This window comes from Haladaptatus halobius (assembly GCF_020618475.1).
Lineage (GTDB): Archaea > Halobacteriota > Halobacteria > Halobacteriales > Haladaptataceae > Haladaptatus > Haladaptatus halobius.
In genome coordinates this window covers 352632-376196 of the sequence record NZ_CP085338.1, presented here as the reverse complement: position 1 = coordinate 376196, position 23565 = coordinate 352632, and the positions used below count along the sequence as shown (strand labels likewise).

The following is a 23565-nucleotide window of genomic DNA, read 5'->3' as shown; positions in this document are numbered from 1 at the left end:
TCGAAATACAGAAATGAACTTATTTGGGTTAGTTCTCCTTTTAGAAACTATATCCTAATTTGATGTGGAAATATAAAAGGAAACTAAGGTTAGTAGATGATCCAGAGACTAAGACTCTACATTCTATCTAGTGCTATATTTTAGTAGTTACCGGGCAGGTTAGTAATCGGCGGCGTATACGTCGTACCGTATGAGGTAAATTTATTACCAATCATCGAGTCCTATAATGCATGGCTCTAAGGCAGATTCAAAACTCCATATCATATTACGACGATAATCCTTACAAACACGGTCTTACCGCAGAAACAGCAAGTGTCGCGTTTACCTGTTTTTTCTAAACTTCCAGCCGATGAACATCGCACTAATCGTTCTAGATACAGTTCGAGGAGACGTCGCAAATGCACTTATTGAAGATGGTGAGCTACCCACTCTGGCGTCTTTAGCAAAATATGGGAGATGGTATACAGATGCGCGTTCAAACGCACCATGGACGGTTCCATCCCATGGGAGCTTATTTACAGGAAAATATCCCAGCGATTCAAATATTACTGGGACAAGTCCATCCTATGAGTCAGTACCACTGATTGAACGGGTGAATTCAGCAGGGTATGATACTGCCGGTTTTTCTAGCAATCCGTGGCTAAGTGCTAATTTTGATTTCGATAGGTCCTTTGACAAATTTTACACTTCATACGATTTCTATTCTGATGGTGGTTCAATGAATCCTATATTAACGAATAATGGATCGCTCCCGACACGATTCAAAGAATTTTTGTCTGAATTAGGTACCGGATCATTCTCAAAATCATTAGTCAACACAGCGTTTTGGTGCTACCAACGTACCTTCCGAGATGATGCAGGAGGTCACCACCTTACATCTCGAGCAGCAGATTGGCTTTCTGAAAAGACCTCTTCGCGATTTGCATTTGTCAACCTTACTGAATCTCATCTCCCCTATAAACTACCGGAGGATTGGCTCCCTGATGGGATCAACATGACAAAACTTCAGGAAATAGAACAAGATGCATCACAATATCAGGCTAATGCTTCAGACATAACAAGTCAAGAATATGAAATTCTTAAACTCGTATATCAAGCAACAATTAAGTACTCAGATCATCTCCTCGGTGAACTTGTGGATAATGCAAGCGATGACACAGTGTTTATTATTCTTGGAGATCATGGAGAACACTTTGGGGAATATGAGAGATTTGGACACCAATATTCTCTCTACAATGAGCTCTTGCATGTCCCACTCATTATTAGTGGCCCGCACGTCAATGCACAAAAAATCAATAAAACAGTTAGTCTCCGTTCACTTTACCAGTTCGTTCTCAAACTTGCAGACGGCGAAGTGACAGAGTTACCGAAACAACCTTATCATATCGCCGAACTCATATCCCCACAGCCATCGGTAAAAACTTTAGAAGAGAAAGGGCCTAACAATCCCCATCAATTCGTTTACCGATATGGAAATGGGGCACGGTGTATAGAAAATAGAGAAATGAAGGTTGTTGAGTTTCCTGATGGGGAAGTGAGTTCTATCGAAAAAAGCTCAGACATCCAAGGTGATGTTCAAGAACGATTGTATTCGATTCTTCGTGATGAACGAGGCAAGATCGAAGGGAACGACTCAGATGAACTTATAGTATCTGAGACAGTGAAATCTCAACTTGAAGATTTGGGATATGCGTAATTGATGAGTTATGCTTAATTAAGCTAACCGGGTAGGATTTTCACCCATCTTTCATTAGCTTACTAACCATTATAGGGAATTATCCCATCAGGAGGAATTGGATAAAGCAAATTTAGATCCCTACCTCTTATTCATTAAATATTTCAGATATATAAGTATTTGTTATAAATTATATTGCCAAGATTATTTTAATAAAGTATCACCTAATATCTCACCCTATTGTTTCCAATATTACATCGTCCACTTATAATGGGTATAATATTAGAATGTGTGAAACCAATGGCAGTGAGACGGAGAAAGGCGTCCGCATTAGCGACGAAATGGTCAATATGTTATGATCGTTGTGATTGATAGGGATCTCGGCGGTAGCAAAGATATCCATGTTTAGATCATAAACAACCAAACGCATCGCTCTGGGTGCGACCTAAAAACGACAATAGCTGCACTGGATACTGAATGGATAAGATGACGAATTTCATCCATAATGACCTGAGCGTGAGTTTCCTATTGCCCCCATAAACCGAGTCCATGGTTCACTGTGATTGGCACGTCGCCAAATGGTTAGTGGTCTAATGTAATATTATCCAATTCCGCCGTCATGGACTAGTTAATCCACTCAACTTAATATCCTCCAATTACATTGCTCAACCAATGAAACGGTGGAGTAAATTTGCAGTTAGTCTTTCCACACTGGCATTCACTTTCGGCATTCTCCATTCCTATACGTCTGGAACTCTCTCACCGGGGCTTCCCATTGGTACTGCGGTTGCCGTTGTCGGCCTCTTTTCACTCTTGTGGAGTGAGTCACGATGGCTGCCTCTTACAGCATTTGTCAGCTTGGGTGCGCTCTATCGCGTCGTCGCATTCGTTATCCCATCGACGTTCTTGAATTTTGACCCGGATGCTCATGCCGTCCGTAGCCAAATTGTAATGCAAACCGGAGGTACGCAGCATCTTGTCGGCGCTTTCTATGGGTCAGCTGCCGCGTTCGATGTCCACGGGGCGATTGTTGCGCTACTTGCTGGACTTCCTATTGAGGATGCTTACGTATTTTTCCCACTTGCGATTGGGATTGTCATTCCTCTTATAGCAGTTCTCACTGTTCGTACTCTTCTAAGAAAAATCGAAATCTCACCGCACTACAAAACGATTGCCATTGGTTGTGCGGCGGCACTCGGGGCGGTTGAAGCCTCGACAATCCAATACGGCGCGGCACCCATACCCGTGACGTACTCCGCACTCTTCCTTGGCTGTGCGATTCTTGTTACAATCTCATATGAATCCACCCAGCGACTGGAATTCTTTGCTCTCCTCGTACCACTCTCGTTGGCTATGCTTATGAGTGCAAAAGTGCCATTATTGTTGTTCACAGTTATACTCTTAGTGTGGATAATAATTGACCAGGTTATGATCGCTCGATATGCAGCCCCGAAACGGAGACTGTCTAAGTTTCCATTACTTTTCTCGGTACTCCTTCTGCTTCAATGGATGTTTGTAACAGAGTATTTCTCGTTTGGTGTTGGCGTATTTGCAGTCCTATCGGACCTCGTTGCCATCGGCGACACTGGCATACCACCCCTTCCAGCAGCAACTCGCTATAATCCAAGCCTCTTGTCAAAAATACTTGGGCTCTCAAACATCCTATCACTCCTAGTGGCGAGTGGTATTGCGTGGCTTTACTTCTCGATCACGCGTTCCCCGAATAGAAATGCCCATCCAATTCTTGCGGCTTGTGCCGTGACAGTTGCGTTCATCGTCCCAGATCTTGCGTTCGGAACCGGACCTGGGTTCCAGCGCGTCTTCGTGTATGCTGCTCCATTCATTTGCGCGATTATTCCGGCTGCTGTAGTCCTTATTATCGATCGCCAACCGACCCCATCTAACCAATTTCTTCGTCGAGGAGTGATGACTTGTGGCATTATCTTCATTCTCGTATTGGCAAATGTTGGTTCAATGAGCGCAACACCAGATCGTGTGGGTGGAACCCGCTATTATTTGACCCAGCCTGAAATCTCGGGTAAACACTTCTCGCATGCCTATATCTCTGAGGACGTCTATATGGACGTTTATTACGGGGATGAGGTTGTCAATTTCTCCCGTGCGGCTCGCGGTCCGATATACCACCAATATACGGTACCTAACCCATGGAACCGACCACTCTTGAGTCACGAATTATTGACGAGAAGTCTACTTGCACAACATTATCAGTATGTGGCCCATCGGACAACAGTCGATGTATATCGCCTTTCAGATGGGCGATATCGCCTTACTTGGAATCCTGGACGAGTATTGGACAAACATTACAACCGCGTCTATAGTAGCGGTGCCGTGAATTTATACCGTATACCACGGTAATTGACTGTAGCTTATTCACTCAAAAGAAAGCACGGAATCTGAACAATCTTGGAGATGTACTATTCACTCTCTGAGCTTAATTAAGAGACACACCGTGATCGAGTGGTTGTCAAATACTTCAATAAAGACGCTAAAATGTGTAAACCATTCCCACGCCACAGAAAACTCGCTTTGACCTGACGCAAACGGCTGCAAATACTGAACTTGTAAATAAGTAATTATTCGAGTTTGGGTATGCCGATGCAAACCGCAAATAGCTCGATAGAGGGTGTCTGAGCCAGCTACGCCACCCAGACGGTAAAATATACCTCGTTTGAAAGCAATCCCTCGAACCCTGCGACTCCTTCTTGACACTCCGCAATCCCCTTGTTGTAGGCTGACTCAGCGAGTTCGTGTTTCACATATGTGTCAGACAATTGCAGTGGGAGGGTGACCTCCGATGAGTTTTACACGGCCAGGGGCTACCGAGACACAGTCGGGATCCCCATCGAATACTGATTGAGATGCAGCACTGCCTTCGGCCATCCACTGATTATCTTCCGTGACTATGCGTCCTCATCCCCTTCTCGTTATTTCACCATATCTCGTTATAGCTCCCATCGAAGTTGACGGGTCACTACCGCTGGCGGTCTCGGTTGTCGCATGTCAGCCAATCTGGAGGCGGATTAAACGAAGAGCAGATCCGTGAAGTAGTCATACTGCCGACTCTGATGGGCACCGATGCTCAGCATCGGGAAAATCAGCTAGTCAACGACCACTATTTCACGTGCCGTTCTATCTCAATCCAACTACTCCTGTTCCGCAGCAGCATACCAATAAGAAGATGACAATAACGATCCGTTTAAAAATTTTCTCCATGTGAAACACCGGAAATATCAGGTTCAACATGTTAAAATCATTCTTTATTTTTAAATTAATCATGGAAAGCTTATTAATGCGTGATGCCCAATATTCGATATGAACAAAACAGATCGTCGAGAATTTCTTAAATCAGTTGGAATACTTGGCGCGACTCTTACAGTTGGGACACGATTAGCACCCTCAGTGAAAGGTACTAGCGTTCCAAGTAATTCGTGGACGACATCTCGCGGAAACGCCGGGCGAACGGGAGCAACCGCTGATAGTGGACCTCGTTCGGACGTGACAACAGAATGGTCGATTGACATGGACGGTGGAATGCATACCACCGAACCGGTGGTCGACAATGGAATGTTCTATCTGGCTGTGTCGACGGCACATACGCCCTCTGCCAGTAATGGTTATGTCGCCGCCTATGATGTGGCCGAACAAACTATGGTGTGGAAACGCGAGAATGTTTCGCGCCCAGGGACACCAACAATCGGCAATGGCACTATTTACTTCGCCACCTTTGGTTCTGAGGATGCCAGCGGGACTGGGTTCTTCGCTCTCGATAGCACCAACGGAGAAACAAAGTGGCACAAATCTGCATCGACTAGCATTTCAGATTCATTGTTTACAGATGGTCGGCTGTATGTCAATATGTCTGCGGGCGCTGCGCAACTCGATCCCAGTACTGGTGACGTCATTTGGTCGACCGAAGGGGTCAATAGCAGTGCGTGCTACGCCGATGGAAAACTCTTCTATGCGGAAGGCATTGCGTTGAGCGCCGACGATGGATCTGTCTTGTGGGATGTCTCTACGGATGAAGACCAACTCCAGACGGTGATGAACGGGCTTGTATACAGTGTGAAAACGGGTAACGCAGAACCCGCAGTTATGGCACGGTCAGCGGACGATGGCAGCGTCCAGTGGTCGCACTCACTGAATGTAGAAGATTCTTTTTGGAATGCTACGCTCGCAGTTGCCAATGGACACGTCTTCTTCCGGGCTGGAAATTCAGTGCGGGCACTTGACGCAAAAACAGGAACCGAAGCATGGGTACATGAGGTAGATGCAGAACTCACGAATGCTCCCGCGGTGGGCAATAATACGCTCTATATTGCTGGACGGACGACTCTCGACCAAGATGATGGGGATGGGGTTGTTGCTGCAATAGATACGGCATCCGGTGACCGCCAATGGGACTACTCATTCGGAAGTTGGGACTTCGACGAGTACGGCCCTGCCGCCAAAACGCCCGTCATCGCTGACGGACGGGTGTACACTACCACATACCCAATGGGGTCGACTCTTGATTGGATGTACACTGAATACGCTGACTTCCACATCCTTGGTTCCAGTAGCAAAACGACGACTACGGATGGAAGAACGACTGAAACGACTGAAACTACGACGAAAACAACAACTTCAGAAACAAGTACAGTAAAGGGAACTACTTCGAAATCAACCTCAACACAATCGACGACGCGAAAAACAACGGCGACCATAGAGCAGAGTAAAACAACCGCGAAGAGTGGAACAACCACAACGAAGTCAACAATCGGAACAACAGGGACTGCTACTACGACGGCCTCCGATGGCCAGCCAGGTTTCGGAGTACTTGCCACAATTGGCGGACTAACTGGTATTGGCGCGTATCTCCGGTCACAAGTCAAAAATAAGGAATAACCTGGTCTAAATAGGTTTTTCACATCAAAAGTGCTTACTCGGCGAACGTGATAGGCGATTCTAGCCAGTCAGGTATGGATTCGTGGCTTGAACCGACGATATTCGCGCAGAGGTCACTGACAATGACGACAAGGAACACGTCACCGGTTCGCACCGTGGCTACGACTACTACGACAACTTTGACCACTACTACTACGTTGACGATGAGCGGCGTGTCGGGCTTGTCGTTGGTGGCGGGATAGTAACCACACTCTCGGCTGACGAGTATTTTGAGATGGGTGGCGAGTCCCTGCTTCAGGCAGATAGCGGGACTGACGATGAAGAGCAGCATTGACCGAAGTCTGGTGAGCCGATTCCGTCGGTGATAATCAGAGGGCTGAGCACAGCGCGACGGCACCCGTGCGGACATGAGATTCTAGCGGATTAAGGGATACTTTCTGATGGAGGCGAATAGAACTCACATTCTACCACTATGAAATCCAATCGAGATCAGAAAGTATTTACATCTTAAACATTCAGATTAAATGAGTTATCGAAAGCCGTTAGAGTAATACCTCATGACAGTTAAAACCATCTGCGCGGGACTTGAACAGCAGTGGAATCGTTATTCACACCGCTTCCTAGAACTCGTTCTAATCATCCTTTGCTGGCCCATACCGATCTTGGATACCGAGTATATAGTTAATGAGCGCGCTGGTGGTTCCGAGGAGCAACCTGATATTGACGGAGAGCCAGTTCTTTTGGATCCACATCGGTGGCGAATGCACGCTATAATATTCAAGCGTGGGTCAATACAACTATCTCTCCAATGACTATTCTACGACGGCAAGCCATATTGGTTCTCGGCTATCTGACGTCAATTCTCTTCACCCTCGGAGTGACGATTGTCCCCGCCCATGGCTACCACCCAAACATCTACCGTGCTGTCCCGGTCTTTGTCTGGGTGTTGTTTATTGTTGGGTTGGTTGCTGGGTTCATATCGAGTTATAGTGCGATTCAAGCACAATCTCATAAGGAGTTCTCCCAATCTGTGCTTCTCATCGGTGTTTTGTACCTCGTATTCTGGTTCTATCCTCTAAATATAGGCCTCCGTTTTTGGACTGCACCACGCGGAGATTTGCTTATGCATTTTGGACGTGGGAGTGAAATCGTCCAAACAGGGGCGATACCTGCGATTGATATTTATCCCTTGGCTCACATTTTTCTTGCTGAACTCAATCTTGTCTCGGGAATTCGGATGGGGGTGTTTGGCCCGCTTACTTCCCTCCTTTACTATGGAACGCTAATCGCTGGCGTTGGGTTGGTTGCACGCCGCTACGCAAACACAACTGTTGCTCAATACGTCCTCCTCGCATCCTTGCCGCTGGTATTCAACAAATACACACATTCGTTTATGCCGTGGGTTCTCACATTCTCTCTTATTCCGCTTGTGTTTCTTTTTGCCAGTATTCGGCAGAACCGGGATACTCAACTGCAACGCGCGGGAGTAGTCCTTGGCGCACTTGTTGTCATCTGGTTTATTGTCATCGGACACCCAATGACCGGATTAGTCACGGTGGCTGTCATTGTCGGATACTATCTTATTCGTGGATTCGCCTCTAAGTGGGTTGGTGAGTCGGACATCCCGCACTCGCCGGTTACGTGGTATATGATTACACTCCTTGGCTTCCCGTTTTGGTATCTTTCTCGGGGCGGGTTTTCGACGAAAATAGCCACGATTGCTATTGCATTGACTGGGGCTTCCTCAGGGGAAGCCACCCAGAAAATCACACGGGCAGGAAGTTCTGGCTATGGCCTTAAAGGCCTTGTTGAGTATGCCATCGGACACTGGGGTACCCTCATACTCTATCTTGGGGTTGCGGGCGTCATTTGGACGTTCGCGGCGTATCGGGTAAGTAGACGCTATGCAAGTCCGGGAGAAACAATTGTCGCGGCAATGTTTGGGTTCGGGGCCAGTGTTGGGGCGTTTTTACTCGCGGGGAGTTTCATCACCGGAAATCCGTATCGAGTGAACCAAATTACAGTCGTCATCTCGTTTTTTGTCATTGGTGGGGCGTTTTACTGGCTATCTGAACGTGACGGGAAATTCAAATATCAAGCTACCAGTGTTGTGCTCTTGTTAGCAGTTGTTGGAGCTGGTATTTGAGGACCATTCACCATCTATAGTGAAGACGCCCATGTCGTCGAAACCGAATTTGAAGGCGCTGACCATCTCCTCCAATATCGTGATACATCCGACCAAGTCAAGTCGTCCAAGATGGCGAACGTGCTTGCGATATACCTCCAAGGCGGAAATGAGGTATCGTATGAGAACTGGGCATTCTCCTTGCACAAACCCAAATACCAACTCCCGAAACACCTCGGATATCCTGGCAATAAGACGTTTAGACGGGCAGTTGGGTCAGATGTCTATGCCATCACGAAGACGCGAGATTACTATTGGTGGCAAGGGTCTTCACAAGACCGGTTGGATTCGATCCAATATTATAACCGTGGAGACACACGACGACTTCGAAGCGACCAATCAACTATGCGGGTGTATTCGAACGGGAATTTTACCTTATGGGAGACGTAATGATTCAATTGGTATCTTTTGACTACTTTTATTAATATAGAAGTTGTCATCAACCGACCCCATTATCTTTATCTCGCGAATTTGGTGGTTAGTTTATTGCGTGATAACTTCCATTGAGAACACGATAGAACGACGGTGGGGTGGTCGATGCGTCAACAACGAAACACTCTCACGTTCTGCTCGGACTTCTTCCCCCATTTTACTCATCAGCTGCGACTGCCGAACTAGGAGCAGCAGATTGCATCACAACACCGTTAAGAGTAATCCTCATCCCGTTAATACCCTACGTCACCCATGATCCATTAGTAATGATGGCATCACGGTTGCTGACATACAAGTCCTTTATCCCCCATCTTGAGAACTTATTCCATTAAGAAGAATTGGGAAAACGCCGTTATCGCAAACGTAAATGATATATTTTGGTGCGCTCTCTGCATAGAGATTGGTTCCGACCATATCATCTGCGTTGGTTTCGATTTCCTTTTTGATAGGTGTCACTTTGCTTGTCTAAATCCCATCTCCTACATTCTTACAAATGATGTTGTCTCTCGGTGTGGCAGAAACCCAGTGGAAGACTAAGGATGATATATTATACCAATACCGGGGGCGATCCTTCCCGGAGTTCTCGCAGTTGTTCTATTCCGACATGATTTGGATGTTAAGGTGATTTTCGGGTTTCTTGGCGGTAACCAATGCGCAGGCGCGAATTACAACGCTATAATTAGCGCCATCCGGTTGCTATCTCCATGTTCGCTTCGTGGACTTGCATCCACCCTGCCAGATCAGGATGGTCAAACGTAATTTCGATGTGACGTCCGCCGACATCTATCGCGTCATCGACCAACAACTCGTAACCCCTTGTAGCTCACGCCCATCTTTTTCTTCCTCAATACACCCAACAGATACACTCTATGGCGTGTTTTCTGACCTTTATTCAAGAAAAAGAACGATCCATACGATTAATCATTTTCCGAACACCGAGCATAGGGTAGCAGCCCCCCATCGTCGTTAGACGGTCAATGGTCAGTCTCACGTTCACGATGAAGATGATTTTTTACTCGTTGTTGAATCTCCGTAACTCCCGGCATCCCGGTGATAATCCAGACGGCGACGGCCACGCCTAAGAGCACAAGTTGAGTTATCATATAGGGATCGAGCGTCAGCGCTATAAAATGCTCGTGAAAGGAGCTATCATGGGGGTATGGCGGTGACGGCAGCAGTGGCCAGAGAAGATACGTCGTCCACTTCAGCTGGCTCAAATCTCCAGTTAAGAAACCAAACACCACTCTTGGGCCGAGATCAAAAATGCTATGCGAGAGGTATCCAATGCCGAACGCAAGGGCTCCCTCTTCAGAATCTAACCGTTGGCCGATCCAGTAAACAATCCCAATGATCAGTGTAGCGGTAATGAGTGAGTGAGCGAATGATCGACCTGACGGAAGTATCGTCGTACTCCACGCAAGTGGCTTGTCAATCAGGTCGGGAAATTGAGTGCCGACGGCGACGGCGACCAGTGTGAAAAGCGTTTGTTCACCCTCGCTGCGTAATTTAATTGCGGCAACGTAACAGAGATAGCCGACAGCGAGATGTCCCCATGGCCACATCACCAGTGGCTTTTCGATAGGACATTGTGACTCTTTTCATCGAAATATTCGAAGGAGGTTAGGCTAGCAATCTACGATCGCCATACGAGACTACCAGAATCGTACAGGATCTCGATCACCGTTCTGGTTCACCGACTGAGTGCATTTCAGTTGTTCAGTCGTTGGTTCGTTTCCACTTGGACTGTCGTTTTAGTGTTCAGGGTATAGCGCGAACGTAGACCTATATTACAAGGAATAATGTACAAGCAGACCAACCACTCCAATAAGAAAAATACCTAATTCGTTACTGCCCACTAGTCCTGGTTTGACTCCAGTTCCTTTGCGTCAAGTTCACCGGCGAGATATGCGATACCTCGGTCAGTGATTTCGTAGTAGCCCTTTTCTTCGTCTGCCTTCTGGAGAAGGGCGTGGTCAGCGAGTGTTCGCATTCGATTGCGGACATGAGAATAGGAGAAGTCGATGTTATATGCAACAGCTGCAGGAGGAAGGGCGATGGCGTGATCCTCGAAAAACTCAAGGATAGCATCGTCAGCGTTCGTCATCCATGAGACCCGCGGACGCATATCCGCGACAATTCTGGTAGCACGTTTAGTCGCGTCGATAATAGAAAATACCACCCTATAAAAGCTACTATAGTAGCCTATATGAGCTACAGCTTTATTAGGATGGAGTCATTAAGATGTACCAAGAGCTCACTCGGAATTCACTGCTTCCGAAAGGATAGGAGTGGATTCGTGTTCACGGCACGAATCCGAGTTGGCTCTTTACCGAGAAGCCATGTACCTATTCGAGAACATGGGACAAAAGTGTCCCGTCCGAGAGCCGCAGCACCCGCCAACTACCCGCCACCGACACACCAAGCCACGTTTCTTGCACCCATGGAGAGGTGGGGCTCAATGACTAACCACTCACCACACAGAGAAGCCATCCTCCATCGCCCACAAACAGCAGACTCAGTGGAGGTGGCCGACCGATGACAAACGACCAGACCGCAACCGTCCTCGGGTTTGAATGCACTGACCCAATCCAGATTCGCACACAACTATACACCATCACGGGCGTCGTTTACCACTGTGATCACCGTGAGCCAGAATTGACTTTTCGTGGCCCAGAACCCGGCGAGTGCACGCTGTTCGTGGTCACAGACCGTAACGATCGCTACCGCCTGCAATACACCTACTACGACGAAATTGACTACACCAACGTCACTCTCGACCAGTACGGAGGCATTTCTGATGGTCAGTACAGTTGGTTTCGAACTAGCGTGTCTGTCGAGGCTATTACCGACCCGAAAGTAGGTGATCAATCGTGACGACCGCCCCCTCCGCCGTCCGCGAGGACGATGTCTCGGTCAGTGAGCTGGCTGCACACGTCCAAACACTCATCGGCCGCATCGACGAACTCGAACAGAACGTAGCCGAGAAAGACCAGCAAATCGCTGATCTCCGTGCGAACCTCACTCAGAAAGATACCCAAATCCAGGAGCTCGAGCAGCGCATCGAGAAACTAGAAACCACTGCAACTGAGGCGCAAGCCCATCGTGAGGCAATTGCCCGCAAGACGAAGGCATGCGATGATCGGGTCGACGAACTGCAAGCACGCGAACTCGAGAAAGGCGCGCATCTCCGTGCCGAGTATGTCGAACACGATCGAATCACCGTCGAGGAAAGCACACTCGAACGCATCACAAAAGACGATGGTAAGACCTACGTCCGACTTCCCGGCGAGAACGACGCCCTCGAGCGAGGCGGCGCAGTTGCGCATTCGACGGCGGATCTCTTACCGATTCAGCGGTTGGCCCGCTATGACGATGAGATGCTTGCATCAGTCACCAATCGCAAACCCGATGAATTGGCGGGCAAGGTATGGCGTGAACGCGATGAGGCCGGTCGCTATTCATTATGGTCGACGGGCAGTGGCGATATTCGTGTCTACGTAGATGCCTCCGACCTTGCTGAGTGGATTCGCCTCAAAAAGTCCGGTGTGAGCAAGAAATATAGTCAGGAGCTTGCACGCCGGACGATGGATGCGATGCTCGAGTTATCGAAAGGGCGTCTTGGGAAAATCAAACGCCAGCGATCCAAAGACGGTCTACGATATCACGAGAATCGTCTTGTGTTGAAGACGGATGTTGATCTCTCCGGAGAAGTCACCAAGAGCACGGACAATGACTCGGCCACAAATGCGGTGGACGGAGAGTAGCGTGGCCGGGACAGGTGTATGCCCGAGAGGGCGACTGCTCTAACATGAGCTCCCATCTGAACGCGGAATTGGACGCCCCGAATTAACACAGTTCGGGACTGACGGGGGACAACTACTCGTGAGTACGGCAGGTGTATCGGCACCTATCGGCGACAAACCAGCGGGTGGGGGAAACATGGAACTGACCACCGCGTTTGTGGTCGGAGAGAAGTCGAATACCAGCATACCGTTTAACGTTCTCTCTGCCGAGTGAACTACGTTGCAGGAGTTATAAACAGAAGAGAGTGTAGTCGCCGATTCAACGGTATTTTGCAATAAACTAATGATCTTTCTAGTTATAATGGTCAGAGCAGTCAGCCTATCTGGCTCACAGACAGAGACATATGACTGACGAGGATTCCTCACGTTGGGGTTCGGCTCATACCCTCAACATGAGGGCTACCGAACTACGGAGGCATCTTGCAGGTTTCTGCGCATTTTTTGGAACCGTCGTGAGGGTGCAGTTCCCTGACCAGTTGTGGTCGTCCCACTCAAATCGTACGGGCCGTGCCTTCGTTCACCCCCTGAGCGATTTCGGCGACCGATGCGTTCGCTAGTCTACAAACTAATCGATAACCGAAAATGGTATTCAGGCGGGATAATCTCGACGATCGTAATATGATGAAAACAGTTTGAACTTCATGGGATATGACATAGAAACGGCCGAATAACAATGACCCAAGCGTGAGTGGCCAGCATGATGAGAGGCGACTCAAATGCAACGCAGAGTACACGTCGAAAGTTTCTTCAGAGAAGTGCCGTTGGTCTTGTAACGGCAAGCGCCATCGGAAGTGCACAAGCCACTGAGACACCCAGACTCGATGAAGACATCCTCCGAACAGGAAACGCGTGGACAGACCCTACCGAGGTGGCAATCTGTGGAACACTAACGGACTTTCTGGACAAAGACTACGTTTGGGCCGGTATTCTTTATAAGAAGAAGGGCACGATGAGCGGAAGTTATGGTGAAGAAATTAAACTCTGGAATCCAAGAAAAAGGCCAACAAAGGCAGGGCAGACAGATCAACATGGGCCGACGTTTACGCTGACATTCGAATACGGAAAGGAGGGCGTCACGCGAGAAAGTGAGGAATGGCGGCTTCAACCCGGAAATACATACACGTACCACGCTACCGTTAGAATTCCAGAACAAATCGGATTCAAAGGGATTTCGGGGAGTGATCGAGAGTTCACTATTCCACAGCAGGAGCAATAATCCACTCTAGTGACATCTCCTCGTGCTAAAGCGCGAGGATTCCTTACGTCAGAAGTTCGGCGACCCAATGGAGGCAAGAACGATTATGAGTCGCTTAGTGTCCGCCCATACAAACTTAGATGCGCAGATATCGTCGGGATCATGAATGGTGCTGCATCGCGCCGCTAAACGCGATACAACGGTGATGACAGTCGAGAATCTCCACAAATCCTTCCTGAAGCATCGTCCGGGTGAAAGAGTATCTATTCTTGCTGGAGAAGTGTATAAATTCATGTAATCCTCTGGTGGAATTTTATACTAAAGTGTTAATCTTCGCGTTTTAAGACGAATACGATCCATGTATCACTTCACGGTATGAACGCACATCGGGCTGCAGACATTGAAGATTGGCAAGAGAAATGATTAATCAAGAGCGTCAAGGTTAGTTGAAATACGTCATTTTGTATTTGCCGAATAAGGGGCAAATTCCGTAAAACTCGCGGTATCTTTATCGCCACTGTGGAAGAAGGAGTTACTTGGGGGGAAATTAATGGCAGCATCGTCATTCGACGTCATAGAAGCGAAAATTGGTGAAATTCATCGAGCGTACAACGAAGGAGATCTCACGAGTCAAGAACTTGTTGGCAGATATCGTGAACGCATTGCAGCATATGATCAGAGTGGCCCAGAGATACGGTCAATCATTACGGTGAATTCTGATGCAGGAGATCGAGCTGCTGAACTCGATCAAGAGTTTCAAGAGACCGGTGATTTCGTTGGCCCACTGCACGGGATTCCAGTAGTTGTGAAGGACCAAATCGAAACGAAAGGCATTACCACGACATTTGGTTCCATCACCTTCAAAGACTACGTTCCTGAGCAAAACGCGACGCTTATCGAGAGACTCGAAGATGCGGGTGCAATCATCCTCGCAAAAACAAATCTTCCCGATTGGGCCACCTCATGGTTCGCGTTTTCGTCCGTTCTCGGGCGAACAAAGAATCCATACGCGTTGGATCGCGATCCAGGAGGATCGAGCAGTGGAACCGGTGCTGCAGTGGCAGCTAACCTCGCTACAGTCGGTATCGGAGAAGATACCGGTGGATCGATCCGGCTCCCGTCGTCTTTCACGAATCTCTTTGGGCTCCGTGTGACGCCAGGACTAATTAGCAGAACGGGAATGTCACCGCTGGTCATCTCGCAGGACACTCCTGGACCGATGACCAGAACGGTGGAAGATGCTGCGATCCTGTTAGACGTTGTCGTGGGATACGACTCGACCGACCCATACACCGTCACAAACGAATTGACACACGTTGATGGGTCGTATACTGATCAACTCTCAGAAGACGGGCTCGAAGATGCCCGAATTGGTATTCTTCGCGATGCGTTCGGCGACGATAGTGATCCAGAGGCTGCTCCGGTCAATCGCCTCGTTGAGGAAGTAATCGGCTTGATGGACGACGCTGGTGCTGAGATTGTCGACCCAGTGCAGGTCTCTGACGTCGATCAATACATCGAAGAGACGTCCCTCTATCTCGTCCAATCGAAGCGAGATATCAATGAATTCCTCGCTAGTCGGCCGGATACTCCCGCCGAATCGATCGAAAAGATATACGAAGAGGAGCAATACCACGAGGTTCTCGACCTCCTCGAAGGAATCGCTGAAGGGCCTGCAAACCCGGAAGATGATCCGGATTACTGGCACAAAATTGTGTTACAGGATACCTTTCAACGGATTCTGCTCAACAAGTTCGCTGAGCAGCAACTTGACGTACTCCTCTGTCCGAATGTGCAGGTCGTCCCACCGAAAGCGGACGAAGTACGATCTGGCGCACTGAATACGCTTACGTTCCCAACGAATACGGTCATTGCCTCACAGGCCGGATGTTGTGCAATGTCGGTACCTGCCGGTTTGACCGATGAAGGACTTCCCGTTGGTGTTGAACTTATCGGAAAACCATACGACGAAGCGACTCTCTTGAAACTGGCCTATGCGTATGAACAAGAAGCGGATCCCCGTTTTGTTCCAGAGACGACGCCAACGCTTTCATCGGAGAAATAACGCCCACTTATCGGGCGTTGTCGAATCCCTTTATCGGTGGTAGATTTTCTGAGAGATGAATATAAGTTTGTTTGCCCTGTGAACTACTCCGCTCTACCGCGTTCGGGCCTACCCGGCCCTCACTTGTTGCGGACGGAGCTTCCTGTTTCTGTTGTTGGACCGTGCAGGAACCTGTCCCACAGCGGTTTCAGACTCCGCAGGCGATTTCCCTTGACGGGGGGTTCGGAGTGTCCCACTCCTACTGGATGGACACTCAACCATGTAGCCCGTCAAGCATGGGTTTTGATAGCGTCGATAACGACATCCATTCCTGTCTCAGCCTGTTCCTCCGTGATAACAAGCGGTGGTATGATTCGGAGGACATTTCCGTTTCGACCAGCAGTCCAGACCAAGACTCCTCGTTCGTAGCAGTATTGCTGAATCGCTTTCACAAGAGGTTTGTTTGGCTGTCCATTTTCGTCAACGAACTCGGCGCCGATGAACAGCCCCTTTCCTCGAATATCGCCAATACGTGGCGTCTCATCAGCAACGTCCTGGAATCGACGTTGTATGTATGACCCCACGTCGCGGGCGTGAGCGAGCAAGTCGTGCTCTTGAATGTACTCGATCGCTCGAATGCCTGCACGCATCGCTGGGACGTTACCACGATAAGTTCCGACATGTCCACCGGCTTCCCATGTATCCAATTCTTCCCGGTACATAGTCGCAGATAATGGAAGTCCGATGCCACCGATCGCCTTCGCCATCGGCATGATATCCGGCGTCACGTCCTCCCATTCGGTCGCAAACCACTGGCCGGTTCGACCGAATCCTGTTTGGATTTCGTCGACGATGAGCGGAATCTCGTTTTCTGTCGTGATTTTCTTCAATCCGCGGAGGAATCCATCCGGTGGTGTGACAACACCTCCCTCTCCCTGAATTGGCTCGACCCACACACCAGCTGGATCAGCGATACCACTATACGGATCTTCGATTAGTTCATGAACATTAGCAAGCGCACGTTCACATGTCTCTTCGTCAGAAAGTCCCTGGCGGAATGGATAGGGATACGGAACATGATACACATTGGGAAGCAATGGTTCATACGCTTCCTTGTACTTTCGTCCGCCGCCAATGCTCAGTGCGCCAGACGTCGCACCATGGTACGCACCCCGGAATTCGATGAGTCCCGTGTTTCCTGTGTTGTACTTCGCGATGTTGTACTTCGCGATTTTGAGCGTGGCTTCGATTGCATCACTCCCAGTCGGCCCACCAAAGACAACTCGGTTGTTGTCTGGAAGGTCACCGGGTGCAATTTCGTTTAGTTTTTCAATGAGGTCAAGTCGTGCTTCGGTTGGGAAGTCGATTGTGTGAACGAGTTTTTTGGTCTGTTCCTGAACTGCATCGAGGACGTATGGATTTGAGTGGCCGACGTTCAGGACGCCGATACCGGCAAAGAAATCGAGAAACAGATTCCCATCGACATCCCGGATCGTTGCTCCTTTTGCTTCCTCAATGGCTATCGGGACGCTTTTTGGATAGGCGACAGCACGACTATCGATTTCTGTCTGCTTCTGCAGCAGTTTTTGCGAGCGAGGCCCGGGGACACGATCAACAGCAGGTGCATCAGTGAAATGGAGATCCTGTATCGGCGGTGTGGGGCTCATACGCATACTACGGAAACCAGGGGGAAATACGTTACTTGCCATATTATCACTTCTCAAGGCTTCAGCGCGTAGAATTAGTCTTGATCTCAATCGAATTTGAGCATGAGAAACGTTAGTATTGACTACTAACGAACCGGCCAACACCACCGGACGACCGAAGCTATTTCTCTTTCTCCACCTACGTATCCACCATGGTAACAATCGACATCAACTGTGATATGGGAGAAAGCTTTGGAAACTGGAAAATGGGGCGGGATGATGAAGTAATGCCATACATCACCTCGGCCAACATCGCAGGGGGGTACCACGCAGGAGATCCGCATGTAATGAACGACACCGTTGCCCTCGCTGTCGAACAGAATGTTGGCATCGGTATTCACCCAGGTCTTCCGGATAAAATGGGGTTTGGACGGCGAACGATGGATGCGAGTCCTGATGAGATTCAGGATTACGTCATCTATCAGTTAGGGGCGCTTCAAGCCTTTGCCGAGCAACACGGGACAACAGTGCAACACGTCAAACCGCATGGTGCAATGTACTCGATGCTCTCTGAGAGCGACGATCACGCTCGCGCGGTGATGGAAGGAATTCTTGATGTGAACGAGGATCTCATCTATCTCGCGACAGATATGAATATCTACGAGGTTGCACAGGAGTATGATGAGCTTCGCTCAGTCTTCGAGGGATACGTCGATCTAACCTATCGGCCAGATCGAAGTCTGATTGTCGAGCAGCAAATGGAACCGAAAGACCCAGATCGTATCGCCCAACGGTTCCTTGATATCGCACTCGATGGTGAAGTCGAAGCCGAAAACGGGGAAATGATCGATGTTCCTGCCCAGAGTATCTGTATTCATGGCGATGGCCCAAACGCCGTCGAACTCCTCGAAACGATTCATGAGCAGGTTAATGAACACGATATCCAACTCGTATCACTGACCGAAATCGCGTAGGAGCAGTTGGGATATAACTGTTTTCAGGCGCTAAGTCCACTTCCTCACGGAGCAAGCTGCGTCAGCGGTGAGCGAGTAGGGTGGGGTAGTCCACTCGCCATCGAATCCCCTTTGGCCGCTTTACCTGAGAAGTTCGGAGTGGGACGCTCCGAATCAACGCCTGTGAAGACTGCGCTCCTTACGGATATCGTTGTGTCTGCAACGTGCGTTGTCGAAACAGCAAGCTCCGTCCTCATCGAGGCCATCAGGCCGAGCAGGGCGGGGTAGTTCACTACTCATCTTCTGAGGGCATGCTGAACACCTCGTCGACGTACTTCGTCGAATATTCACCATCGTTGAAAGCATCGTCGTTGAGCATCGCCAAATGGAATGGGATAGTTGAGGGAATCCCCCTGATTTCCGCTTCTTGAAGCACTCGCTTTCCCCGTCGGAGAAGTTGTGTTCGATCTTCCCCGGAGACGATGAATTTGGCGATGAGGGAATCGTAATGCGGGCTAATGGTGTCTCCTTGGTCAATTCCGTCGTCAACACGAGTTCCGATTCCACGAGGCGGATGGTAACGCTCGACCGTTCCTGGCATCGGAGCGAACTCCTCGTGTGGGTCTTCTGCATTGATTCGGAATTCCATCGCGGTGCCGTGTGTTTGAAGCTCTTCTTGGTCAAACGATAGTGTCTCTCCTGCAGCGATTTTGAGTTGCCATTGGACGAGATCGAGTCCAGTGACGATCTCGGAGATGGGGTGCTCGACTTGGATTCGGGCATTCACCTCCAGGAAATAGAACTCTCCATCCTCATAGAGGAACTCTACCGTCCCAGCATTGACGTACCCTGCCTCGTCGGCACCGCGACGGGCAGCACGTCGAATCTGCTCTCGCTCTTCCTCAGTCAGTGCTGGACTTGGTGTCTCTTCGATGAGCTTCTGTTGTCGCCGTTGAATACTACAGTCGCGTTCCCCGAGATCCAGGACGTTCCCGTGTTTATCACATAGAATTTGGACTTCGATGTGGCGCGGCTGTTCTAGAAAGCGCTCGACATACACGTTTGAGTTGTCAAAATACGCGTCTCCTTCCCGTTGAGCACTCGTGAACTGTTCCTCAATATTTTGTTCTTCATGAACGACCTTGAGTCCACGACCGCCACCGCCACCGTCTGCTTTGATCGCAATCGGATACCCGTGTTCGTCGGCAAATCGTTGTATCTCTTCGACGTCGGAGACTGGTTCTGTGGTGCCAGGAACAATCGGGACATCGGCCTGTTGCATAATTGCCCGCGCTTTCGTTTTCTCGCCAAACCGCTCCATGACGTCGCTTGGAGGGCCAATCCAAACGAAATCACTGTCTTCGACCGCAGTTGCGAATGACGTGCTCTCAGCGAGAAATCCATATCCTGGATGAATCGCATCGACATTTGCATTGCGTGCAGCATCGAGCAGGGATTCCGGATTCAAATAGCTCTCACGAGCAACTGACGGCCCAATATGATACGCATTATCGGCGAGTCGTACGTGACGTGCATTCTCGTCGGCATCGCTATAGACTGCCACTGATTCAACGCCAAGTTCACGGCAGGCCTGTATAATGCGGACGGCGATTTCACCCCGATTAGCGATCAATACTCGATCAAACATCGTCCCTAGGTGAATCGAGAGCCTGGCATATAATACCGAAGTTCAACCTACCGACGTCTGCTATCTTTAAACGCGAGAGAATCTCGCCGTAAACAGCTGTCCATGACGGTCGTTGGTTCCAATCGTGAAATCGCCTACTCATCAGACTCGTAGGAGGTCGATTACGGAGATCGCAGGCGCAAAGCCTCGCCCTTCAGGGCGGGGAGTATGTCAATCAATACGATCACAACCGAAGAGCAATCGGCGATAAGTATACGTTTGCATACAGGGTGTGTTCTTCCATAGCATGCCAGAAAAACAGATTCAGCGAACGGAGTTGCCATCAGCGCGATACGAATATGGTGGCGATGACTACGTCTTCGTCGAACTCGACCAGGAGATGAGTTTCGACGCCAATTTTAAGGCGATGGCAATCACCCAACAGATTCAGGAATCGGATCTGCCGGGCTTGGTCGAAGTCTGCCCGGCGAATGCATCGTATCTAATTCACTTCAGTCCGGAAGAGATTGAGCCAGATACCCTCATTGCCGAGTTGAAGGAACTCGACCGAGAGATTCACATCTCTGAGTATGAGTGGGATACGCGTATTATCGATTTTCCCATCCTCTACGATGATCCATGGACACATGAAACGCTGATGCGCTTCCGAGAGAACCATCAAGACCCAGATGCGACGGATTTGGAGTATTCAGCGCGAATTAACGGGTTCGAGAGCGCCGAGGCATTCATCGACGCTCACGCTGGTGCACCGCATATGGTGACCATGATCGGCTTTGTGCCTGGACTTCCGTGGACGTTTCAGATGGTTCCGCGGGACGAGCAGATTGAAGTACCGAAATACGTCCAACCAAGAACCGACACACCCAGTCGCGCCGTCGGCTATGGGGGAGCATTCACGGCGATTTATCCAGTTCAAGGGGCAGGAGGCTATCAACTATTCGGCCGGACGCCAGTTGAAGTACTTGATGTAGAGCAGAATCTCTCCGACTTTGCTGATTCGATGGTCTTCCCACAGCCTGGCGATATCATGAAATTCAGAAAGATTGACCGTGGTGAATACGATGACATTCGTGCAGAAATTGAGGATGGGACGTTCCAGTATCGGTATGAAGAGATAACGTTCTCGCCGGAGGCATTTTTCGAAGATCCAGAGGCATACAATGCGGAACTCATAGAGGTGCTATACGGATGATTGAAGTGTTAGAACCAGGAATTTCGACGACAGTCCAAGACCTTGGACGATATGGGCACTATCACATCGGAATGCCACCATCGGGAGCGATGGATCAGTTCTCTCATAAAGTCGCGAACTATCTCGTCGGCAATGATGAAAACAGCGCTACGTTAGAAATCACGTATCAGGGGCCGGACCTCAAATTCGAGGAGGACGCCGTCGTTGCGATTGCTGGCGCTGATATGGAGGCAACCATTAACGACGAATCGATTTCCAATTGGGAAACAAACCAGATCGACGCTGGGGATGTTCTCTCGTTCAATTTTGCGACAGAGGGGGCTCGAAGCTATCTCGCTGTCGCCGGAGGGATCGATGTTTCGCTCATGATGGACAGTCGATCAACCTACACCCTCATCGGAATCGGTGGCTACAACGGGAGACAACTCCAAGAAGGAGATACACTCTCAATCGGAGATACGAGGGGTAATTCGGCCAGTATTGGCACCCAAGTACCAGACGAACACCGCCCGACATACAGCGAAATGGATCCAATTCGTGTGGTAATGGGCTTATGCGACTACCGCCTCACCAATGAGAGCAAAGCAGAGTTCTTAGAGACGGAGTGGACCGTGACGCCAGAGGCTGACCGTGTCGGATACCGCCTCGACGGAATTGACCTTGAGTTCATCGAGCGGGAACAGCCCTTCGGTGCAGGGACTGATCCCTCGAACGTCGTCGATCTCGGATATCCTGTTGGGTCGATTCAAGTTCCAGAACAGCCGATCGTTCTCATGCGAGACGCAGTGACCGGCGGCGGCTATGCGACGATTGGAACCGTGATCAGTCCCGACCGAAATCGCCTTGCACAGCATCGAACGCATCAGTCATTCTCGTTCGAAGGAGTTACGATCGACGAAGCACTCTCCGCTCGAAACGATCTCACTGACCGCCTTGAGGCGATACGCTCCTCTGTTACGAAGGAGAATAACTCATAAAATTCGTTCACACCAGCCGAGTGGACGAAGCATATACAAGCGATTCCAGAGTATCGATACTGAAGATCCACAATAGAATACACCATGACTGAAACAACAACACTTCAATCCCCGATGCCCGGCGTCTTCTATCGTCGTCCCAATCCAGATGAAGACATATTCGCAGAAGTAGGAGATACTGTCGACGTTGGAGACGTCGTCGGCCTCGTCGGTGTGATGAAAAACTTTCACGAAATAAAGGCTGAGCAACCGGGTGAGATAACCGAATTCTTCGTTGAAAATGAAGTCGAAGTTGAGGCAGGGCAGGATCTCGTCGAGATCGAAGCGACATCCTCCTCGCCATAACCTAATTCAGGTTTGGTTATAGAATTGCAGGCGAGAATACCACGCCCTTGAGGGCGTGGATGAATCGCCGTCTTTGGTTACTTTCACTGTACGGTACAGCCTTAGGTGCTCTCCGTGCGTATCCCTCAGTGTCGATTCGATGGTACCCCATCGAATTCTGACAGTCCGAAAACTGGCAGTTGACTGGGCGTTTGCCTCATCAAACAAGTAAGCCCTCGGACGGCGAACCGACATAAAACAACCACGTACCTCCGAGTCCCGTCCGTTTCCCGGATACGATAGGAGTACCGGCTACGTGCCATCGCCAGCACCCCGTCGGGGTGCGAACCGTAAACATCCCAACTCAGCAAGACCGGCTTGTGGGAGGCCCGCGTCTTGAGGCGCGGGAGGATGTCACTTACGTAGAATCGAGGAGAAAGCCTCGCCCTTGAGGGCGGGGAAGAGTCACGAGATGTCGAACGTCACAATTTCAGTTGACTCACAAGTGGGACACTGGTGCTCAGTGGATTCAACTGTGGTCCCACAATGACGACACTCATAAATAATGGCACCATCGTCAGCTAAC

General features: G+C 49.5%; 19 protein-coding genes and 1 pseudogene. 13 read left to right on the top strand and 7 right to left on the bottom strand.

Features of this window, described 5'->3' with window-relative positions:
• The first annotated feature begins 349 nt into the window (after nt 1–349).
• Entirely contained in the window at nt 350–1696 is a 1347-nt protein-coding gene (locus LIW51_RS29330) for a sulfatase (protein ID WP_227379074.1), read from the top strand.
• Between the two features lie 651 nt (nt 1697–2347).
• Nucleotides 2348–4051: a hypothetical protein gene (locus LIW51_RS29325; RefSeq protein ID WP_227379073.1), complete on the top strand. Its 1704-nt coding sequence runs from the start codon at nt 2348–2350 to the stop codon at nt 4049–4051.
• A 408-nt stretch (nt 4052–4459) separates the two neighbouring features.
• Here LIW51_RS29325 and LIW51_RS40515 read toward each other — a convergent pair whose 3' ends face one another.
• Nucleotides 4460–4576 carry a galactokinase family protein gene (locus LIW51_RS40515; protein ID WP_497007406.1) on the bottom strand — a complete coding sequence of 39 codons (117 nt, stop codon included), beginning with the start codon at nt 4574–4576 and terminating at the stop codon, nt 4460–4462.
• A gap of 432 nt (nt 4577–5008) precedes the next feature.
• Between LIW51_RS40515 and LIW51_RS39565 the strand changes: the two are divergent.
• Together LIW51_RS39565 and LIW51_RS29315 are read left to right on the top strand one after the other, a co-directional pair.
• A pseudogene (locus LIW51_RS39565) lies at nt 5009–5062 on the top strand (hypothetical protein); the annotation flags it as partial.
• Nucleotides 5063–5191: 129 nt separating this feature from the next.
• Nucleotides 5192–6580, top strand: coding sequence for a PQQ-binding-like beta-propeller repeat protein (locus LIW51_RS29315; RefSeq protein ID WP_227379495.1), 1389 nt, complete (start codon nt 5192–5194; stop codon nt 6578–6580).
• Between the two features lie 34 nt (nt 6581–6614).
• On the opposite strand, the gene LIW51_RS29310 is transcribed toward LIW51_RS29315, so the two are convergent.
• The gene (locus tag LIW51_RS29310) at nt 6615–6911 is read right to left on the bottom strand and encodes a hypothetical protein (protein WP_227379072.1); all 297 of its coding nucleotides are present in this window, start codon (nt 6909–6911) and stop codon (nt 6615–6617) included.
• A 423-nt stretch (nt 6912–7334) separates the two neighbouring features.
• On the opposite strand from LIW51_RS29310, the gene LIW51_RS29305 reads away from it, so the two are divergent.
• Nucleotides 7335–8726 carry a hypothetical protein gene (locus LIW51_RS29305; RefSeq protein WP_227379071.1) on the top strand — a complete coding sequence of 464 codons (1392 nt, stop codon included), beginning with the start codon at nt 7335–7337 and terminating at the stop codon, nt 8724–8726.
• 1150 nt (nt 8727–9876) lie between these two features.
• Here the strand turns inward: LIW51_RS29305 and LIW51_RS38810 are convergent.
• From LIW51_RS38810 to LIW51_RS29295, 3 genes are all read right to left on the bottom strand, one after another.
• Nucleotides 9877–9999 carry a hypothetical protein gene (locus LIW51_RS38810; RefSeq protein WP_255767599.1) on the bottom strand — a complete coding sequence of 41 codons (123 nt, stop codon included), beginning with the start codon at nt 9997–9999 and terminating at the stop codon, nt 9877–9879.
• 172 nt (nt 10000–10171) lie between these two features.
• The gene (locus tag LIW51_RS29300) at nt 10172–10759 is read right to left on the bottom strand and encodes a metal-dependent hydrolase (protein WP_227379070.1); all 588 of its coding nucleotides are present in this window, start codon (nt 10757–10759) and stop codon (nt 10172–10174) included.
• A 293-nt stretch (nt 10760–11052) separates the two neighbouring features.
• Nucleotides 11053–11322, bottom strand: a complete 270-nt coding sequence (locus LIW51_RS29295) for a winged helix-turn-helix domain-containing protein (RefSeq protein WP_227379069.1) — start codon at nt 11320–11322, stop codon at nt 11053–11055.
• 410 nt (nt 11323–11732) lie between these two features.
• On the opposite strand from LIW51_RS29295, the gene LIW51_RS29290 reads away from it, so the two are divergent.
• The 4 genes from LIW51_RS29290 (at nt 11733) to LIW51_RS29275 (ending at nt 16260) form a co-directional block, all read left to right on the top strand.
• Nucleotides 11733–12071 (top strand): hypothetical protein, encoded by a 339-nt coding sequence (locus tag LIW51_RS29290; RefSeq protein WP_227379068.1) that lies wholly within the window; start codon nt 11733–11735, stop codon nt 12069–12071.
• A complete protein-coding gene (locus LIW51_RS29285; RefSeq protein WP_227379067.1) occupies nt 12068–12961 on the top strand; it encodes a DUF8008 family protein in 894 nt (297 codons plus the stop codon). The genes LIW51_RS29290 and LIW51_RS29285 overlap by 4 nt, the downstream gene beginning before the upstream one ends.
• Nucleotides 12962–13700: 739 nt before the next feature.
• The gene (locus LIW51_RS29280) at nt 13701–14216 is read left to right on the top strand and encodes a hypothetical protein (protein WP_227379066.1); all 516 of its coding nucleotides are present in this window, start codon (nt 13701–13703) and stop codon (nt 14214–14216) included.
• 529 nt (nt 14217–14745) lie between these two features.
• On the top strand, nt 14746–16260 hold the full coding sequence (locus LIW51_RS29275; RefSeq protein ID WP_227379065.1) for an amidase: 1515 nt from the start codon (nt 14746–14748) through the stop codon (nt 16258–16260).
• Nucleotides 16261–16529: 269 nt separating this feature from the next.
• Here LIW51_RS29275 and LIW51_RS29270 read toward each other — a convergent pair whose 3' ends face one another.
• On the bottom strand, nt 16530–17906 hold the full coding sequence (locus tag LIW51_RS29270; RefSeq protein ID WP_227379064.1) for an aspartate aminotransferase family protein: 1377 nt from the start codon (nt 17904–17906) through the stop codon (nt 16530–16532).
• 191 nt (nt 17907–18097) lie between these two features.
• Here LIW51_RS29270 and LIW51_RS29265 point away from each other — a divergent pair, with 191 nt between their 5' ends.
• Nucleotides 18098–18859 (top strand): LamB/YcsF family protein, encoded by a 762-nt coding sequence (locus LIW51_RS29265; protein ID WP_227379063.1) that lies wholly within the window; start codon nt 18098–18100, stop codon nt 18857–18859.
• Between the two features lie 271 nt (nt 18860–19130).
• Here the strand turns inward: LIW51_RS29265 and LIW51_RS29260 are convergent, their stop codons facing one another.
• A complete protein-coding gene (locus tag LIW51_RS29260; protein WP_227379062.1) occupies nt 19131–20486 on the bottom strand; it encodes an acetyl-CoA carboxylase biotin carboxylase subunit in 1356 nt (451 codons plus the stop codon).
• Nucleotides 20487–20772: 286 nt separating this feature from the next.
• Between LIW51_RS29260 and LIW51_RS29255 the strand changes: the two genes are divergently transcribed.
• The 3 genes from LIW51_RS29255 (at nt 20773) to LIW51_RS29245 (ending at nt 23000) form a co-directional block, all read left to right on the top strand.
• Nucleotides 20773–21678 carry a 5-oxoprolinase subunit B family protein gene (locus LIW51_RS29255; protein ID WP_227379061.1) on the top strand — a complete coding sequence of 302 codons (906 nt, stop codon included), beginning with the start codon at nt 20773–20775 and terminating at the stop codon, nt 21676–21678.
• Entirely contained in the window at nt 21675–22655 is a 981-nt protein-coding gene (locus tag LIW51_RS29250; RefSeq protein WP_227379060.1) for a 5-oxoprolinase subunit C family protein, read from the top strand. Before LIW51_RS29255 ends, LIW51_RS29250 begins: the two co-directional genes overlap by 4 nt.
• An 84-nt stretch (nt 22656–22739) precedes the next feature.
• Complete coding sequence (locus tag LIW51_RS29245; protein WP_227379059.1) at nt 22740–23000, top strand: acetyl-CoA carboxylase; 261 nt, start codon at nt 22740–22742, stop codon at nt 22998–23000.
• Nucleotides 23001–23565 lie beyond the last annotated feature (565 nt).

Bases quoted from the DNA above. Each gene is read 5' to 3' on its own strand.
- LIW51_RS29330 (WP_227379074.1), top strand. From the start codon at position 350: ATGAACATCGCACTAATCGTTCTAGATACAGTTCGAGGAGACGTCGCA.
- LIW51_RS29325 (WP_227379073.1), top strand. From the start codon at position 2,348: ATGAAACGGTGGAGTAAATTTGCAGTTAGTCTTTCCACACTGGCATTC.
- LIW51_RS40515 (WP_497007406.1), bottom strand. From the start codon at position 4,576: ATGGCCGAAGGCAGTGCTGCATCTCAATCAGTATTCGATGGGGATCCC.
- LIW51_RS29310 (WP_227379072.1), bottom strand. From the start codon at position 6,911: ATGCTGCTCTTCATCGTCAGTCCCGCTATCTGCCTGAAGCAGGGACTC.
- LIW51_RS29300 (WP_227379070.1), bottom strand. From the start codon at position 10,759: ATGTGGCCATGGGGACATCTCGCTGTCGGCTATCTCTGTTACGTTGCC.
- LIW51_RS29295 (WP_227379069.1), bottom strand. From the start codon at position 11,322: ATGCGTCCGCGGGTCTCATGGATGACGAACGCTGACGATGCTATCCTT.
- LIW51_RS29290 (WP_227379068.1), top strand. From the start codon at position 11,733: ATGACAAACGACCAGACCGCAACCGTCCTCGGGTTTGAATGCACTGAC.
- LIW51_RS29280 (WP_227379066.1), top strand. From the start codon at position 13,701: ATGAGAGGCGACTCAAATGCAACGCAGAGTACACGTCGAAAGTTTCTT.
- LIW51_RS29275 (WP_227379065.1), top strand. From the start codon at position 14,746: ATGGCAGCATCGTCATTCGACGTCATAGAAGCGAAAATTGGTGAAATT.
- LIW51_RS29270 (WP_227379064.1), bottom strand. From the start codon at position 17,906: ATGAGCCCCACACCGCCGATACAGGATCTCCATTTCACTGATGCACCT.
- LIW51_RS29265 (WP_227379063.1), top strand. From the start codon at position 18,098: ATGGTAACAATCGACATCAACTGTGATATGGGAGAAAGCTTTGGAAAC.
- LIW51_RS29260 (WP_227379062.1), bottom strand. From the start codon at position 20,486: ATGTTTGATCGAGTATTGATCGCTAATCGGGGTGAAATCGCCGTCCGC.
- LIW51_RS29255 (WP_227379061.1), top strand. From the start codon at position 20,773: ATGCCAGAAAAACAGATTCAGCGAACGGAGTTGCCATCAGCGCGATAC.
- LIW51_RS29250 (WP_227379060.1), top strand. From the start codon at position 21,675: ATGATTGAAGTGTTAGAACCAGGAATTTCGACGACAGTCCAAGACCTT.
- LIW51_RS29245 (WP_227379059.1), top strand. From the start codon at position 22,740: ATGACTGAAACAACAACACTTCAATCCCCGATGCCCGGCGTCTTCTAT.